The sequence below is a fragment of the Streptomyces sp. NPDC058086 genome (genome assembly GCF_042885015.1).
GTDB lineage: Bacteria > Actinomycetota > Actinomycetes > Streptomycetales > Streptomycetaceae > Streptomyces.
Genome location: NZ_JBHVST010000164.1, coordinates 1 through 15,434 on the forward strand (window position 1 = coordinate 1; position 15,434 = coordinate 15,434).

Consider the following 15,434-nt stretch of genomic DNA (forward strand, 5'->3'; position numbering starts at 1 on the left):
GTCCGGCACACGGCGGGCTATCGCTGCGCGGTTGAGCTACGGGGCCTGGGGGTTTGGGTGGGGGGCGCGGGTAACTCGGGCTGTGACATGGGGTGCGTGGGGGCCGGGGCCGCATCGCACGCGGTGATCAGCATGCGACGAGGGTACTGGTTCATCCCCAAGCACCTGTTCGGCCGGCCGGTGGACACCATCGCCGACAGCGGGCCGCACCTGCCGATGTGGCTGGCGCAGCGGGTCTTCGGTGCCCTCCTGCGGATCATCAACGGCGATCCGACGCGGCTGGGGCTGCAGAAGCCGGACCACAAGCTGTTCGAGACCCACCCGGCCATCAACTCGATGCTGATCCACCACCTCCAGCACGGCGACATCGCCGCCAGGCCCGGGATCGCCCGCACCGAGGGCAGGACCGTGCGTTTCACCGACGGCACGAGCGACGACTTCGATCTCATCCTGCTGGCCACGGGCTACGTCCACAAAGTGCCGGTCGCGCAGAAGTACTTCGGTGACGAGCAACACCCGGACCTGTACCTGTCGTCGTTCTCGCGCGAGCACCCGGGCCTGTTCGGCATCGGCTTCATCGAGACCAACTCCGGCGCGTACCAGCTCTTCGACACCCAGGCGCAGCTGATCGCCGGGTACGTGCACGACGCGCGGCACCGGCTGCCGAACGCGGAGCGGTTCGCGCGCATGATCCGCGCCGACCACCCGGATCTGTCCGGCGGTCTGAAGTTCGTCGCCTCGCCCCGCCACACCGGCTATGTCGACAGCGGGGCCTTCGTGAAGTACCTGGGCAAGGTCGCGGGCGAGATGGGCTGGCGTACCGAGGGCCAGCCGCCGCCGGCACGCTCCCTGCGACGTGCGGAGGCGGCGGCATGAGCGGCTTCGACTTCTCCGACAAGGTCATGCTGGTGACCGGCGGTGCGGGCGGCATCGGCAGTGCGCTGTGCCGCCGCTTCGCCTCCGGCGGCGCCCGCTGCGTCGTCGTCGACATCGACGGGACCCGTGCCAAGAAGGTCGCCACCGACCTGCCCGGCGCCGGACACACGGGCGTCGGCTGCGATCTGATGGACCGCGCTCAGGTGGGGCGGTTGTTCGAGCTGGTCGCCGATGTCTACGGCCGTCTCGACGTGCTCATCAACAACGTGGGCATGACCAGCGCGGAACGCTTCGACGTCCGCAGCGTCGAGAGCATCGAGCAGGAGATCACTCTCAACCTGACCTCCCCGCTGGTCGCGACCAGGATCGCGATTCCCCTGCTGAAGGCCTCCCGGGACGCTCGGGTGGTCACCACCGTCTCCCTCGGCGGGATCTTCCCGCTGGGCGAGACCCCGATCTACACGGCCTCGAAGTTCGGGTTGCGCGGCGCGATGCTGGCGATCGGACTCGATCTGCGGAGCAAGGGCATCCTGGCCGGCTCGGTGCTGCCCTCGGCGACGGACACGCGGATGCTCCGCCAGGAAGCCGTGGACGGCGGCAACTCCATGCAGTTCCAGGACCGGCCCCAGCAACCCGCCGACGTCGTCGCGGCGGTGGTGAGCCTGCTGGACAAGCCTCGCCTGGAGGCCTATCCCCGGACCGGTGAGTCCCGTCTGGTGCGGTTCGCGATGCTCGTACCGAACCTGCTGCCCAAGATCTTCCCGCTGTTCCGCAAGCGCGGTGATCGCGGCATGGCCCGCTATCTGGAGGAACTCCGACGACGCGGACTGGCCCGGCAGACCGACGGGCGCTGGGAATTGACGGAGGAAGCATGACCACGTACGAGACACTGCCTGTCGTCAACCCCGCCACCGGGGAGCCGATCACCACCCTGCCCGCCGCGAGCGCCGCCGACGTCGCCCAGGCCGCCGAGCGGGCCCGGTCGGTCTTCGACGCCGGGGTGTGGTCGCGGCTGCCGGTCCGCAAGCGCGCGGCGGTGCTACTGCGGCTCGCCGACCTCATGGAACGCGACCTGGAGATCCTCGCCCGGCTGGACAGCCAGGACGCGGGCAAGCCGATCACCGAATGCCGTACGAGCGACGTACCGGGCGCGATCGAGTCGATCCGCTGGTTCGCCGAGGCGGCCGACAAGGTCTTCGGCCGTCTCGCGCCGAGCGGGCCCGAAGGCCTGGGCCTCATGAGCCGCGAGCCGGTAGGGGTCGTCGCGGCGATACTGCCGTGGAACTACCCGCTCGCCATGACCGCCTGGAAGGTCGGACCCGCCCTGGCCGCGGGCAACTGTCTGCTGGTCAAGCCCGCCGAGGCGACCCCGCGCTCGGCCCTGCACCTGGCTGCACTCGCCGCCGAGGCCGGCCTGCCCGACGGAGTGCTCACCGTGCTGCCCGGATACGGTTTCGAAGCCGGCGCGGCCCTCGCCCGTGACCCCCTCGTGGGGGCCCTCTCCTTCACCGGATCCACCGCGACCGGTCGCCGCATCCTCAAGGACGCCGCCGAGAGCAACTTCAAGCGCGTATCACTGGAGATGGGCGGCAAGAGCCCTCAGGTGCTCATGCCCGACGCGCTCGACTACGGGGACGAGCTGATCGGCAACATGATCGAGGCCGCGTTCTTGACGATGGGGCAGAACTGCACGGCCGGCTCCCGTGTCCTGGTTCACCGCAACATCGCGGAGGAGGTCCTGGAGCGGTTCACAGCCGCGGCCAAGAAGCTCGTCATCGGTGATCCGGCCGACCCGCGCACGCAGATGGGGCCGCTCATCAACCGCGCCGCCTTCGACCGGGTCGCGGCAGCCGTGGAGGCCGCCCGGGCCGGCAAAGCCCAGATCCACACCGGGGGACTGCCCCACGAGCTGCCTCCGCGCGGCGCCTACTACCCGCCCACCGTGATCACCCGCGCCCCCGACGGCAGTGACGTCCTCACCAAGGAGCTGTTCGGCCCTGTCGTCACCGTCCAGACCTTCGCCACGGAGGACGAGGCAGTACGTATGGCCAACGCCACCGAGTACGGGCTCGCCGCATCCGTATGGACCCGCGACCTCGACAGCGCATGCCGACTGGCACGCGGCATCGAGGCCGGTGTGATCTCCGTGAACGCCTACGGCGAGGGCGACATCACCACCCCTTTCGGCGGCTGGAAGCAGTCCGGATTCGGTGGTGTGGAGAAGTCCACGAACGCCTTCGAGCAGTGGACCCGGGAGAAGACGGTCTGGATCCGCACCCGTTGACCTCCGGCTCAGAGGCGATCCGTACGCATCTGCTCGCGCAGGTGGACCGGGGAGGTGCCGTGCCAGCGGCGTACCGCGCGGCGCAGCGCGCGTTCGTCGGAGAACCCCGCCCGGCGTGCGATGTCGCGCAGCGTCAGTTCCGCGCGGAGCAGCAGCTGTTCGACGCGTTCCCGGCGTACTCCCTCGACGAGTGCCTCGTACGTCGTGCCGCAGTCGGCCAGTCGGCGACGGAGCGTCCGCTCGCTCGTCGTGTGCCGCCGTGCCTGCTCGGCGAACGAGGGGACCACCGGGAGGCTCTGGGCGACGGAGATCTCCAGAACCTCCAGCAAGTCCTGCTGGTCGCGGCGTGAGGCCATCTGCGCGTCGAGCATCTCCAGAGTCGACGCGTAGGTCACCGGATCCCGGCCGGGCATCCGGGCACGGGCCCACGCGGGGGCGATGACCATGCGGTTGGCCGGGGCGCCGAAGCGGACCGGACAGCCGAACAGGGCACTGAACAGGTCGCTCCGGCGCGGCGGTGGACAGGCGAACTCCACCACTCTCGGCGCGAAGTCCGGGCCGACGGCCAGCCGGGACAGGGTGACCACGGAGGCGAGCCCCTCCTCGATCAAGAAGATGGCGACGGCTGGGTCCATGGCCGGATCGGGGAGGTCGGCACGCAGCACGAAGGCCTCGTCCTCCTCGCCGATACCGGCCGACCACACCACCATCGCCCCGGACAGGTTCTGGTACTTCACACCCGTCTCGATGGCGTGCCGCAGTGTGTCGTCGGCCATCAGGGCGAAGCCGAGCAGGCCCCATGCGGTCAGGTGTTGTGCCGCTCCCACCTTCATCCCCAGATGCTCGTCCCCGGTGAGCTCCAGCGCACGACGAATTGCCGCGCTGCCCTGCCGGTACGACACCCTCAGCGCGGCGGAGCGCATGACGGTCTCGTCCAGCCCGACCTGCACCAGCAGGGGCCGCAGATCGATGCCGCGCTCGTCGGCGACCGTGACGAGATAGCGCAGGATGTTCGGCTGGATCGTCGCCGATGTGCTGCGGCTGGTCCCCGGAGGGTTCGCGGGGCCGGGGGCAAGGGACATCGCACTCACCTTCTCCTGGGCGACCACTGTAGGCAGCCGGGCATCACTGGCCGCGCCCACTGGCCCCCGAAGTCCCCTGTACGGCCCCTGGCGTCCTGCGCTCGCGTTCCGCGCCTGACTACGTTTTCCGCAACTTGGCCGCATTGGCCGGCCGGCCATCCCGCGCACACAGGAAACAAAGGAACAACAACATCATGTCCTTTGACGCATCGCCCCGGGCGGGCTTCGGGCCTCCAGTCTCCAAGGCCGGCGCCCGAAAGGTCGTCACGATCGCGTTCGCCGCGCAGGGCGTCTCCGTCGCCGCCGTGTACACGACTGTTCCCGCCGTCACCGAGCGCCTGGGACTGGCTCCACTCCTGACGACCACATTGATGATCGCGGTGGCGCTGACGGCAGGGGGTGGCAGCTTCCTGGGGCTGGCCGCGATCCGTCGGGCCGGTCCCGTGGCCACGATGCGCGGGGCCATGCTGGCGGCGGCCGCCGCGCTGACGCTGATCGGCTGGGCTCCTGGACAGGCTGCCGTCATCTGCGCGTACATCCTCTTCGGGCTCGCTGTCGGTGCCCTCGATGTCGCAGTCAACACCTGGGCCGCGGCGGTCGAACGCGCCTACGGCCGCAGTGTTTTCGGCTCCTTCTACACGGCATGGAGCGTGGGCGGTGTGGTCGCGGCACTGCTCACCGCCGGGGTGGCTCGGCTGGAGTGGCCCGTGGCCGACGGCCTGGCCCTGCAGACAGGCATCGTGCTGTTGCTCGCCGCCGGTATGCGCACACATGCCCTCCTCGCCCCCGACGGGCCCTCGGACAACGACGCTGTCGCGCAGCCGTCGCTCGGGCGCAGCCTGTGGGTCCGGCTCATTCCGTTCGGCCTGGTTCTCCTGGTCGTCTACGTGGTCGAATCCACCGTTTCGGCCTGGTCGGCTGTCTACCTTCGGCAGACGCTCGCCGCCTCCCTCACGGTCGCGCCGCTGGCGTACGCGGCCTACCAGACCGGCACGGTCATCGGCCGAGCCGCCGCCGATCGGCTCGTACAGAAGCTCGGAGCGGTCGCCGTCGTCCGCAGCGCCGTCCTGCTGGCAGCGGGCGCCCTGGCAGCTCTGGCCGCCGCGCCGAGCTGGCCGTTCGCTGTTCTCGCGGCCGGGGCGGTGGGCGTGGGGGCGTCCGTCCTGGCTCCGCTGTGCCTGGCCTCCGCCGCACGGCTGAGTCCCACAGCCTCGGAGGCGGTCCTGGCACGCCTGAACCTCTTCAACTATGTCGGAGTCGTCACCGGCGGCGCCCTCAGCGGACTCCTCGGCTCCAGCGGCCACTTCCGTCTCGCCTACGCGGTACCGGCGGCCCTTGTACTCATTCCCCTGGCCGCCGCCCGCCATTTCACCCGGCCTTCGGGCTCGGCCCGTTTGGAGAACCTTCCCCAAAGGCTGGGAGGGGCCGATGCGGGCGCCGCCCAGTGACCACCCGAGGACGTTCGCCTGCGCCAGGCCGAGGGGCTCGATGAACTCGACGGCGCCCTGGGCGAGTTCCTTCGGGGAGTCGCGCGGCTCGCCGGTGGTGTGGCCGATGCCGACGTTGTCGAAGACGATCACGTCGTGGTCGGCGGCGAGGCTGTCCAGGAACTCCGGGTCCACGCCAGTCGAAGGTGGCGCGGAAGCGGTGCAGCAGGACCAGCGGGGTGCCGCCCTGGGGGCCCGACCGCCGGTAGGTGAAGGTCGCGGAGGGACCCTCCACGATGAGGTCCTCGGCCTCGTCGGCCAGATACGTGCTCAAGTTGTCCTTCTCTCTGGTGGGTGTACTCGGGTCTCGCGCGGGTCTGACCGGGGTTCTCGCGGGTTGGGCGCGAGTGTCAGCCGGCGAGCTTGTCGGCCTTGCGGATCAGCTGGTCGAAGGCCCGGGCGGGAGCGATGCGGCGCGCTGTGCTGACGCGTCGGGCGGTCGGGCCGGCGGCTCGGCATAGCGCTGCCTCTGTAGAGGATTCGCCAGACCCGTGTGTCAGGCAGCACTCGTGTTGCCGTGGAGAGCGTGGGGTCAACCGTCGGTGCCGAGTGCCTGTATTCGTGCCATGACGTCATCGGTATTTCCCGCTCCGCCGGATCGCATAGAGCGGCCGGATGTCACTGTCATGCAGCAGACCACCGTCGATGAGCTGACCCGTATTCAGGAGCTTTGGCCGTCGTTCGAGCAGTTGGTCGGGCTGCGCGGACGCAAGATGTACGCGCAGATCGACGAACGCCAGAACACCTACACGGTCTGCACGCCGGTCAAGGAGCACGACAGCCCGGACCGCCTGGGCCTGCAGCTGGGCGCCTTGGCAGGAGGCTGGTACCTGCGCGGCCGCCTTGTCGGCGACCCTCCCCAGATCTATGGGCGAATCGCCGATGGGATGGCCGAGCTGCAGGCAACGCTGCCGGCCGATGACGCCCGGCCACTGGTCGAGTTCTACCGCCGCCACGACGAGATTGAGCTGTGGCTGCCGATCCGGTCGTGAACCGGCTCAGCGGTACAGCAGGCGAACCGAGAGAAGCAGCCCATCCACCCGCCGGTCAGCCGGTGGTTGGATCGCGCCGAACGACCCTTCGCCGAGGTGGGAGGGCGGCCGGTTGGCCGCGGCGGCCAACAACAGCCTCGTCGTGCACCGCGGAGCCGCCTTCGCCGCCCTGGCCGGGGTGGTCTCGTGCACGCCGGGCGTCAAGACTGTGTCCGGAACCCGCGCTGCCGCGCTGCGACCAGCAGGGAGCGGGTACCGGGCCGACCGCACGTGGTCGGCGTCCTCACGGGCGGCGGTGAGGTCGAGCTTCGGTGATTTGGTGGTGTACGGGGCGGGCGGCGACTCGCCCATGACCCGCCTGTTGGGAGAAGCAGGGGCCCCAATCCGGTGGAGGATCGGCCGGACATCCGGTTCCGCCTGTACACCGCTCCCTCCGCTCGTTCCGCGCGTCACCGAACTCCGTCACCACCTGGACGGGATGGTCGGTGCGGCGCTTGGACAGCGTCTGCGTGGCCGTGGCGTCGGCCGGTGGCGGGCAGCGAGGTGTTGACCGGACTCCGGAGCGACACGCCGAAGGCGTGTGCATCACCTGCCTGGTCCAGCCGCTGTTCATTGCGTAGTTGCTGCCCGCCACCTCGTACGACACGGACGGTCGCCTGCGCGCCGGTGGCCGGCCTGCGCTCCGCGCGGCCGACCCGCGGCCCGGACCGGCCACAGCGTCAGTGCGAGACGGTCTGCGGGGCGGCGGGGACGGGCGTGAGCCGGTAGGCGCCCTCATGCGTGATCACGCGTCCGGCGGTGGGTGGCGCGAAGTGGGTGCCGAGGACCAGCGTGTCCGTGTCGGCCAGGGAGCCGAGCAGCTTGCGCCGCGAGGCCTCGGACTGCGCGGGGTCGATGTCGACGCACGCGCCGATGGCGGGGTGGGCGAGCTGGACCGGGTGGTGGATGCAGTCGCCGGTGATCAGCGCCGTCTCACCGTGGCTGGTGAGCTCGACGGCGATGTGGCCGGGGGTGTGGCCGGGCGTGGGCAGCAGGCGCAGGCCCGGGGCGATTTCGACCCCCTCGGCCGGGACGTCGACAAGGCCGAGCAACCCCGCCTCCTCGACCGGGATGATGGAGTCGCGGAACATCTGCTTGCGAGCTTCCTCCATGTCGTACGTAGTCCAGAACTGCCGCTCGATGCGGGAGGTGAGGTAGCGGGCGTGGGGGAAGGTGGGGACCCACTCGTGTTTCACCTGCTGCGTGTTCCAGCCGACGTGGTCGGCGTGCAGGTGGGTGAGGATCACCAGGTCGACGGAGTCCGGGGGGAAGCCGGCGACGGTGAGGTGCTCGAGGAAGTCGGTCTGCAGGTTGTGCCAGGCGGGGTTGGCCCGCTCCTTGCCGTTGCCGATGCCGGTGTCGACCAGGACGCGCAGCCCGCCCACGACGAATGCGAAGCTGTGGCTGTCGATGTGCAGGATGCCCTCGTGGTCGGCGAAGTCGGGGCGCAGCCAGTCCTGTTGCTTGACCACGTCCGGGGTGGCGTCCGGCAGCAGCCAGGGGCCGGTCGCGGGCGGCAGGAGGACCTCGTCGATGCGGTGGACGGTGACGTCGCCCACGGTCCAGGAGGGGATGGCTGTGGTCTCGTCGGCCGGTGACGCGTTCATGGTCCGTCGTTTCCTTTGTTCTTCAGCGGTGTTCAACGGCGAAGGTAGTCTGCGGTGTGAAGTGCCTTGCGCCGTGACGGGGTGAGTGCTGCCGCCGCCGCGAGGTCGAGGAGGGCGGTGGCCATGACGTAGGCGTGGGCGGCTGTCCGTAGTCCGAAGTGCTGGGTGGCGCGCCCGCGGCGATGGCGGGCAGGCTCATGGGCAGGTAGTTGAGCACGTAGTAAGCGGCCAGGGTCGCGGCGCGGTCGCGTTCGTCGAGCGAGGCGAGCATCATGCGCGATGCGCCTTGGGAGACGGCGCCGAAGGCGATGCCGGCCAGGGCCGCACCGCCGTAGACGGCGGGCAGGCCGACGCCGTGCAGACCAAGCAGGCTCAGGGCCGCGGAGGGGATGACCGTCAGGGCCCCGCCGGTGGCGGCGGCGATCGGCACCGTCCGCCACAGCGTCCAGACGGTGAGCGCGGCCGCGGCACTGACGGCGAAGAAGGCCATGCCGCCGACCGGGTGCGGGGCGTGGGGGCCACGAGGTGCGCGAGCGCCCGCCCGAGAGAGGAGCAGAAGCCGCCAAGTGCCCAGATGGCGACCACCCCGGTACCGGCCGCCGGCAGGGCGCGGCGGGCCGAGGGCGGCACGGCGAGCTGCGGGCGCAGGGAGCGCAGAGCGCCGGCGTGCGGATGGGCCGTCTCCGGGGTGAAGATGACCGCTAACGCCTGGGCGGCAAACAGTCACGTCAGCAGGACGTACACGGTGGCCGTGAGGGCGGGGGCGAAGCGGACGAGGAGGGTGGAGGCCAGTACGCCGGCAGCCATGCCGGCGACCGGGGCGATGCCCTGCTCGGCGGCCCGGACGGCAACAACGCCGGCCAGTGCTCGGCCTACGCGGCCGAACAGGTAGACGTCATCCTCGACCGTGCGGCCGGTCGAGCGGAGAACGCACCCGACGTCGAGACGGTCCTGGACCGCGTCGTCGCCCCCATGATGTACCGCATCCTCTTCCGTCAGGCCGGGCTCGACGCCGCGTACGCGCGTCAGCCGGTGGCAGGGCTCGTCGGGTCGACCGACCCTGACCGAAAGCCTCCGCGAGCAGACTCTTCCGCCCCCGAGCCAGCCTGCTGTGCCGGGCCCGAAGCCACCACACTCGAGCGAAGGACAACGGCTTGCGGCAACGGGCTGGTGGGGCAACGAACGGTGCTTGCCGTGACTACTGGGCAGGTCCGTCGTTTGCGTGCTTACGGGTGGGGATCCTGCCGATGTCAGGTTGTGGACGGGCGAACTGAGTGCGGTGCACGAGCGGTTCGTGCACGGGTTCAGCCAGGAGGAACCGCGCCGCCACTGTTTGCTGAACCGGCATCAGCCTGGGCGCCCTCCCCGGACACCGACCCCGCGGCTTCCCAGGCTCCGGCCTCTCTCCACACGGCAGCACCGGGGCCTCACCACACTGCGCCCATTCGACGCGGCGCTGGTCGACCTCCTCCCGCCTCCCCGACCCAGGCCCGTGGTGGCGGCTCCAATGCCGGGACACCGGGAGGTGTTCCTTGGCCCCGGGGTCACCGCTGCCGGGCGTCGTGCTCCGCTCGACACGCGTTGATCTCCTTGGCGTGAACGTCGGCCCAGCGGGCCAAGTCACGGACCGCCTCGAGGAGTGAGAGGCAGCGTTCGACCAGGGCGCAGTCCACCTGTGGAGGCTCGGTGGGGTGCACAGTGCGGCTGACCAAGCCGTCGCGTTCCAGGCCGCGCAGCGTGACACTGAGCGTCCGTTGGCTGGCGGGCTGGTGAGGCGTCGCAGCTCGTTGAACCGATACGTCGACTCGCCCAGCCGGCAGATGACGATCACGCTCCACTTGCCGCCGATCCGGCCCAGCACGCTGCGGATCAGCGGGCGGCTGCCGTGGCCGCCCGCGAGGCTCAGGTCGGCCCCACCCGCAGGTTGCCGTTGATGCCTTGGACGGTCAGGACGAGGTCGCCCTCTATGCCATGTCGAGGCCGGTGGCGTGAACCCCCGGACACCAAGATCCGCGCCGGCCGGGCCGCCCATGCGCACAGTCGACTGCTCGCCGTGCTGGGCCTCGATCTGGCCGGCGTGATCGCAGAGGTCGGCAGCGACGCGATCGGCTCCGTGCCCGGCAACGAGGTTCGAACGCCTCCCGGATCTCCTCCACGGTGCCAGGGTCGCGCACATCGGGGCAGGCCTGCGAATCAATCCGCGCGACCTCCACGAGCACCATCACCTGCTGCCGGGCACGGTCGTCCGGCAGCTGCGCCATGACCTCAACTGTGAGTTCCTCCACCACCACGCCGTTCCGAATTCCGCACACCCCCGTCTGATCGGCTCGGGCGGCGGCGTACGAAGGAACCGCCGAGCTCGTTCCGGCCTGCGGACAACCCTTGAGTCCGGCGCCATGAGCCTGTCGGAGGGCGCCAAGCAGGCCGGACTCAACTGGCGGACGGTCAGCAGATACTTGTCTGCCGACGGGTCTGTGTCACCGCCACGCTGGTCACCGAGCGGACGGTCCCGGGCGAGAGCGATCGACGAGTTGGCGCCGCTGGTCGACTCGATGCCGCGGGCGGAGATCCTCGGGGATTCGCAGGACCTCCATCGCCGCTCGGCGGTGATCCCAGGCGCAGGTTGATGGCGTGCTGTTGATCTGTCGCCTCGCACCGGACGGCGTCCTGTCGGGCAAGGTCGCGCCGGACGAGACGGTCGGGCAGGCTGCCGTCCGGTAGGCGCCGGGGGAGGCGGGCGTGGTCGTGGAGCCGCTCTCATTCCTTCAGGCCTGGGCTCCACCGGGACCCTGCGCGCCCGGCCGGCCCACCCCGATGTACCGAGGACTGTTCGCAAGCATGAATAGGAATCACGTACCCATCTATTGACGCGTTCATAGCAAGCGCTTACGGTCCTCTGCGAGAACATGGGAAAGCGCTTTCTCTTGCATGGCACCCCTGGTCACGAACGAACCTGGAGGCAGAACGATGCAAGTGAGACCCGTCATCGCGTGTGTCAGCCTGCTGGCCGGCGCGCTCGTCGCGCTGTCCGGCACCCCGGCCCAGGCCGCGAGCACCACCCAGTACGTGTCGCCGAGCGGCACCGACAGCGCGGCCGGCACGCAGTCCGCCCCGACGACGCTCGCCACGGCGATCAGCCGCATCGCATCCGGCGGCACCATCTACCTGCGCGGCGGGACGTACAACTACTCCTCGACGATCACGATCCCGGCGGGCAACAACGGCACCTCGAGCGCCCGTACCACCCTGTCCGCCTACCCGGGCGAGACCCCAGTGCTGAACTTCTCGGCGCAGAGCGAAAGCTCGTCGAACCGCGGGCTCCAACTGAACGCCAACTACTGGCACCTGTACGGCATCACCGTCCAACGCGCCGGCGACAACGGCATCTACGTCGGTGGTAGCAACAACGTCATCGAGCGGACGGTAACCGCGTACAACCGCGACACGGGACTGCAGCTGGGCCGGATCTCCTCCAGCACCCCCAGCAGCCAGTGGCCGTCGAACAACCTGATCGTGAGCTCGGAGTCGCACGACAACGCCGACTCCGACGGCGAGGACGCCGACGGCTTCGCCGCGAAGCTCACCACCGGCACCGGGAACGTCTTCCGTTACGACGTCTCCCACAACAACATCGACGACGGCTGGGACCTGTACACGAAGACCGACACCGGCGCGATCGGCCCGGTGACCATCGAGTACTCCCTGTCCTACAAGAACGGGACTCTGAGCGACGGCACCGTGAACTCCAACGGCGACCGCAACGGCTACAAGCTCGGCGGCGACGACATCGCGGTCAACCACGTGGTCCAGCACGACATCGCCTACGGCAACGGTCACCACGGATTCACGTACAACAGCAACCCGGGCACGATGACGATCTCGAACAACGCGAGCGTCGACAACGCGCAACGCAATTTCTCATTCGACGAGGGCACTTCGGTCTTCCGGACCAACACCTCGTGCCGCTTCAGCGTCAGCGGCTCGAACGACAAGACCGTCGGCGACGCCGACAGCTCGAACCAGTTCTGGACCGGCACGAACGGCTCCCGCTGCTCCTCCTACAGCGGCGCCCTGAGCTGGTCCTTCGCTTCGGACGGGCACCTCGCCGTGACCTTCGGCGGCAAGGTCGTGACGCCGTAACCACGACAGAGGCGGGGGTCAGGCGGTCGCGTTCCGCAGCCGCGCGAACGACGTGCGAACACCCACCCGTCGCGCGTGCTGCAACGCCGTGTCCCCCAGAGCCGGACGGGCCTGAGGGGCCAGCACATTGAGCTGGCCTCTCAAGCGCTTCGGCTCACTTCACCGGACGGGTTGTGGGAGCTGTTTCAGCGGGTGGTGCCGCCGACTCCGGGAGGTCCTGGCGTGATCGTGTTCGTCGCCACGTCAGGCTGCACATGGAACCGGCTTCCGCCCGGCTCTGGCCCCTCGGGCGTGACCGCGTTCCGCTGGTTCGCCGAGTGGTCGCAGGCTCGTGTGTGGGCCAAGTTCCATTGCCTGATCCTCGACGAACTCGGCAGTCAGGGTGAGTTGGACTGGTCGCGGTGCGCCATCGACTCCGTGAGTGTCCAGGCGGTCAAAGGGTGGCCTCTGATCGGACCGAATCCGACCGACCGCGGCAAGAGCGGATCGAAATCCCTCTCGTCATCGATCGTCGCGGCCTGCCCATCTCGCTGGGAAAATCCGCAGCCAACACCCATGACGGCCAAGCCCTGCAGACGCTCGTGCAAGGCATCCCACCGATCCGCTCACGCCATGGGCCACGACGCCGACGCCCGGTCAAGCTGCGCGCGCACAAGGGGTACGACTGCCTCCACCTGCGGCGATGGTTACGCACGCGGGGCATCGTCCCTCGCGTCGCTCGCCGCGGCATCGAGAACTCCACGCACCTGGGCCGACACCGCTGGGTCGTCGAACGCACCTTCACCCGGCTCACCGGCTGTCAGCGGCTGCACCGTCGCTACGCGCGCAAGCCCGACCACTTCCTGGCCTTCACCGTGATCGCCGCCACCCTCATCTGCTACCACCGACTCCCCAAATGAAAGGGCCTGTTGGCCCCTCAGGGAGAAAACGTCCGTCCAGATCGTCGTCAGGACTCCGTCGGCATCCTCCGCGAGGACGGGAACGCCCCGCACGCGGCGGCGTGCCCATGGATCGTATGCGGACAACCCTCGCCCAGGCGGGGGCGATTGCACGGTTTCCGGACGCCGTGGCCACAATGCAAGCGCACGCTCACGCTGGGACGCCTATTACCGCTCCGGGCTTGGAACTCCCGATCAGCGCACTAGGGCCTGTCCAGCGGATCATGTGACTACTAGGCTGCGACGATGGAACGCTTAACCGATGTGCCCGAGAGCCTTGCCCAGCCTGCAGATCCGGCCCAGGCGAATGACTACGACAGCTTCGCCGAGGCGTACTCGGCGGAAACCGAGAACAACCTTGTGAACGCGTACTACGAGCGGCCCGCGATGTTGGCCCTCGCCGGAGACGTGACCGGCCGCAGGATTCTGGACGCCGGCTGTGGCTCGGGCCCCCTGTCCGCTGCACTGCGCGACCGCGGTGCAGTCGTCACCGGCATCGACGCCAGCGCCGGGATGCTGGCGTTGGCAAGGCGGCGGCTCGGTGACGACGTAGCCCTGCACGTGGTCGACCTGAGCGACCGCCTGCCGTTCGACGATGGTGCGTTCGACGACGTGGTCGCGTCGCTGGTGCTGCACTACCTGGAGGACTGGGGGCCGACACTGGCCGAGTTGCGGCGAGTGCTCAGGCCCGGCGGCCGGCTGATCGCGTCGGTGGAACACCCTTTCGTGGCCTACACGTTCCAGGATCCTCGGCCCGACTACTTTGCGACCACCAGCTATACCTTCGACTGGAAGTTCAACGGGCAGTCCGTCCCGATGAGGTTCTGGCGCAAGCCGTTGCACGCGATGACCGATGCCTTCACCACCGCTGGTTTCCGCCTTGCCGTCATCAGCGAGCCGCAGCCCGACCCGGCCGCCCGTGAGCTGTTCCCCGACGACTTCCATGACCTTTCGACCAAAACCTGCTTCCTGTTCTTCGTCGTCGAGGTACCGCTGTCGGCCACCGGCTCGGACGACTAGCCAGTCGCGGATCACGAGCGGAGCCAGAGTCGGATCGGTGCGACGATGACGGTGCCGTGGAAGACGTAGGCGCGTTGGTCGAACCTCGTGGCCACAGCCCGGAATTTCTGACGGCCTCAAGAACCGTCCTCGGCCGGCCGCCACAGGGTGATGCCCTGATCGTGCGCGACCACGTTGAACGGCGACTCCTCGGGCCCTGTCTCGGTCAAGACGGTGAACTCCTCACCCGGACGCATCCAGTGATCGATGCCCCACGGCTCGCCCCGCAGGCAGACAAGTCCTGGCCGGCAGCGCCCGTCGCCGACGGCTGGGCGGACCGCGTCGGCCCGCGCCAGCTCTTCCCGCTGCTGGTGCACGCCGTGCTGTCCGGCCGTGGCTACGCGGAACAGATCCTGAGAACGGCTCAGGCGGCGTTCGCGCGGTGAGCGCGGGCACCGCCCGGAGCGACGTCAAGTGCGAGGAAAGCGAAGGGACTTATCGCATCTAGAGGTTGTCTCACGTGGCAAGTTTCGCGAGCTTCTTGTAGCAGGTCAGGGCGGCGGCCATGGCCAGGCCTCGGCTCTGCCAGTCGTTGCGGACCACGTACGGGATCTTGAGACCACGAGCAGCCCGTGGCAGGCTCATGCCGCATGATCGATGAATTCGCGAAAGACAACCTGCACGGGAGACTGCGGCGGGACCGCAAGGCGCTGCTCTGGAAACTCGACGGCTTGTCCGAATACGACGCCCGCCGACCTTTGACAGCGACCGGAACCAACCTCCTAGGCCTGGTCAAACACGTGGCCACCGTCGAGGCCAGGTACTTCGGCGAGGTCTTCGACCGCCCTTCCCCGGAACCGCTGCCCCGGTGGCAGGACTCCAACGGCAGCGATCTGTGGGCGACCGAGGACGAGACCCGCGATCAGATCATCGGGTTCTACCGGCGCACGTGGGAACACTCGGACGCGACGATCAACGAGCTTCCCCTCG

The 15,434-nt window shown here is 69.3% G+C and carries 13 protein-coding genes and 4 pseudogenes; 11 read left to right on the forward strand and 6 right to left on the reverse strand.

Annotated elements, in window-relative coordinates:
* From ACFVWD_RS53810 to ACFVWD_RS53820, 3 genes and pseudogenes are all read left to right on the forward strand, one after another.
* Positions 1 to 876: pseudogene (locus tag ACFVWD_RS53810) on the forward strand (NAD(P)/FAD-dependent oxidoreductase); the annotation flags it as partial.
* A complete protein-coding gene (locus tag ACFVWD_RS53815) occupies positions 873 to 1,751 on the forward strand; it encodes an SDR family NAD(P)-dependent oxidoreductase (RefSeq protein WP_389606119.1) in 879 nt (292 codons plus the stop codon). The pseudogene ACFVWD_RS53810 and the gene ACFVWD_RS53815, both read left to right, overlap by 4 nt.
* On the forward strand, positions 1,748 to 3,160 hold the full coding sequence (locus ACFVWD_RS53820) for an aldehyde dehydrogenase family protein (RefSeq protein WP_389606121.1): 1,413 nt from the start codon (positions 1,748 to 1,750) through the stop codon (positions 3,158 to 3,160). Before ACFVWD_RS53815 ends, ACFVWD_RS53820 begins: the two co-directional genes overlap by 4 nt.
* Positions 3,161 to 3,168: 8 nt before the next feature.
* Here the strand turns inward: ACFVWD_RS53820 and ACFVWD_RS53825 are convergent, their stop codons facing one another.
* Positions 3,169 to 4,242 (reverse strand): AraC family transcriptional regulator, encoded by a 1,074-nt coding sequence (locus ACFVWD_RS53825; protein ID WP_389606123.1) that lies wholly within the window; start codon positions 4,240 to 4,242, stop codon positions 3,169 to 3,171.
* Positions 4,243 to 4,436: 194 nt separating this feature from the next.
* On the opposite strand from ACFVWD_RS53825, the gene ACFVWD_RS53830 reads away from it, so the two are divergent.
* Complete coding sequence (locus ACFVWD_RS53830) at positions 4,437 to 5,690, forward strand: MFS transporter (protein ID WP_389606125.1); 1,254 nt, start codon at positions 4,437 to 4,439, stop codon at positions 5,688 to 5,690.
* 665 nt (positions 5,691 to 6,355) lie between these two features.
* Positions 6,356 to 6,721: a hypothetical protein gene (locus ACFVWD_RS53835; RefSeq protein ID WP_389606126.1), complete on the forward strand. Its 366-nt coding sequence runs from the start codon at positions 6,356 to 6,358 to the stop codon at positions 6,719 to 6,721.
* Between the two features lie 719 nt (positions 6,722 to 7,440).
* Here the strand turns inward: ACFVWD_RS53835 and ACFVWD_RS53840 are convergent.
* Together ACFVWD_RS53840 and ACFVWD_RS53845 are read right to left on the reverse strand one after the other, a co-directional pair.
* On the reverse strand, positions 7,441 to 8,367 hold the full coding sequence (locus tag ACFVWD_RS53840) for an MBL fold metallo-hydrolase (RefSeq protein WP_389606128.1): 927 nt from the start codon (positions 8,365 to 8,367) through the stop codon (positions 7,441 to 7,443).
* Between the two features lie 22 nt (positions 8,368 to 8,389).
* A complete protein-coding gene (locus ACFVWD_RS53845; RefSeq protein ID WP_389606129.1) occupies positions 8,390 to 8,857 on the reverse strand; it encodes a hypothetical protein in 468 nt (155 codons plus the stop codon).
* A gap of 332 nt (positions 8,858 to 9,189) precedes the next feature.
* Here ACFVWD_RS53845 and ACFVWD_RS53850 point away from each other — a divergent pair.
* Positions 9,190 to 9,426 (forward strand): annotated as a pseudogene (locus ACFVWD_RS53850) (TetR-like C-terminal domain-containing protein); the annotation flags it as partial.
* A gap of 485 nt (positions 9,427 to 9,911) precedes the next feature.
* Here ACFVWD_RS53850 and ACFVWD_RS53855 read toward each other — a convergent pair.
* On the reverse strand, positions 9,912 to 10,205 hold the full coding sequence (locus tag ACFVWD_RS53855) for a winged helix-turn-helix transcriptional regulator (protein ID WP_389606131.1): 294 nt from the start codon (positions 10,203 to 10,205) through the stop codon (positions 9,912 to 9,914).
* A 1,222-nt stretch (positions 10,206 to 11,427) separates the two neighbouring features.
* Here ACFVWD_RS53855 and ACFVWD_RS53860 point away from each other — a divergent pair.
* The 3 genes and pseudogenes from ACFVWD_RS53860 to ACFVWD_RS53870 form a co-directional block, all read left to right on the forward strand.
* Positions 11,428 to 12,507: pseudogene (locus ACFVWD_RS53860) on the forward strand (right-handed parallel beta-helix repeat-containing protein); the annotation flags it as partial.
* A 126-nt stretch (positions 12,508 to 12,633) separates the two neighbouring features.
* Positions 12,634 to 13,406, forward strand: a protein-coding gene (locus ACFVWD_RS53865) for an IS5 family transposase (protein ID WP_389606138.1) whose coding sequence is annotated in 2 segments (ribosomal slippage) — positions 12,634 to 13,000 and positions 13,000 to 13,406 — 774 coding nt in all. Because the reading frame shifts where the segments join, the coding sequence is not laid out codon by codon here.
* 285 nt (positions 13,407 to 13,691) lie between these two features.
* Positions 13,692 to 14,465 (forward strand): class I SAM-dependent methyltransferase, encoded by a 774-nt coding sequence (locus ACFVWD_RS53870; protein WP_389606133.1) that lies wholly within the window; start codon positions 13,692 to 13,694, stop codon positions 14,463 to 14,465.
* An 11-nt stretch (positions 14,466 to 14,476) separates the two neighbouring features.
* Here the strand turns inward: ACFVWD_RS53870 and ACFVWD_RS53875 are convergent.
* Positions 14,477 to 14,575 (reverse strand): annotated as a pseudogene (locus tag ACFVWD_RS53875) (IS5/IS1182 family transposase); the annotation flags it as partial.
* Between the two features lie 129 nt (positions 14,576 to 14,704).
* On the opposite strand from ACFVWD_RS53875, the gene ACFVWD_RS53880 reads away from it, so the two are divergent.
* The gene (locus tag ACFVWD_RS53880) at positions 14,705 to 14,890 is read left to right on the forward strand and encodes a hypothetical protein (protein WP_389606134.1); all 186 of its coding nucleotides are present in this window, start codon (positions 14,705 to 14,707) and stop codon (positions 14,888 to 14,890) included.
* A 70-nt stretch (positions 14,891 to 14,960) separates the two neighbouring features.
* On the opposite strand, the gene ACFVWD_RS53885 is transcribed toward ACFVWD_RS53880, so the two are convergent.
* A complete protein-coding gene (locus ACFVWD_RS53885; protein WP_307712195.1) occupies positions 14,961 to 15,089 on the reverse strand; it encodes a hypothetical protein in 129 nt (42 codons plus the stop codon).
* Between the two features lie 5 nt (positions 15,090 to 15,094).
* On the opposite strand from ACFVWD_RS53885, the gene ACFVWD_RS53890 reads away from it, so the two are divergent.
* Positions 15,095 to 15,434: DinB family protein (locus ACFVWD_RS53890; protein WP_389606136.1), on the forward strand; the 340-nt coding region annotated here is incomplete at its 3' end.

Coding starts and splice junctions, on each gene's coding strand:
- ACFVWD_RS53840 (WP_389606128.1), bottom strand. CDS start 8,367: ATGAACGCGTCACCGGCCGACGAGACCACAGCCATCCCCTCCTGGACC.
- ACFVWD_RS53845 (WP_389606129.1), bottom strand. CDS start 8,857: ATGGCCTTCTTCGCCGTCAGTGCCGCGGCCGCGCTCACCGTCTGGACG.
- ACFVWD_RS53820 (WP_389606121.1), top strand. CDS start 1,748: ATGACCACGTACGAGACACTGCCTGTCGTCAACCCCGCCACCGGGGAG.
- ACFVWD_RS53870 (WP_389606133.1), top strand. CDS start 13,692: ATGGAACGCTTAACCGATGTGCCCGAGAGCCTTGCCCAGCCTGCAGAT.
- ACFVWD_RS53825 (WP_389606123.1), bottom strand. CDS start 4,242: ATGTCCCTTGCCCCCGGCCCCGCGAACCCTCCGGGGACCAGCCGCAGC.
- ACFVWD_RS53835 (WP_389606126.1), top strand. CDS start 6,356: ATGCAGCAGACCACCGTCGATGAGCTGACCCGTATTCAGGAGCTTTGG.
- ACFVWD_RS53815 (WP_389606119.1), top strand. CDS start 873: ATGAGCGGCTTCGACTTCTCCGACAAGGTCATGCTGGTGACCGGCGGT.
- ACFVWD_RS53830 (WP_389606125.1), top strand. CDS start 4,437: ATGTCCTTTGACGCATCGCCCCGGGCGGGCTTCGGGCCTCCAGTCTCC.
- ACFVWD_RS53885 (WP_307712195.1), bottom strand. CDS start 15,089: ATGAGCCTGCCACGGGCTGCTCGTGGTCTCAAGATCCCGTACGTGGTC.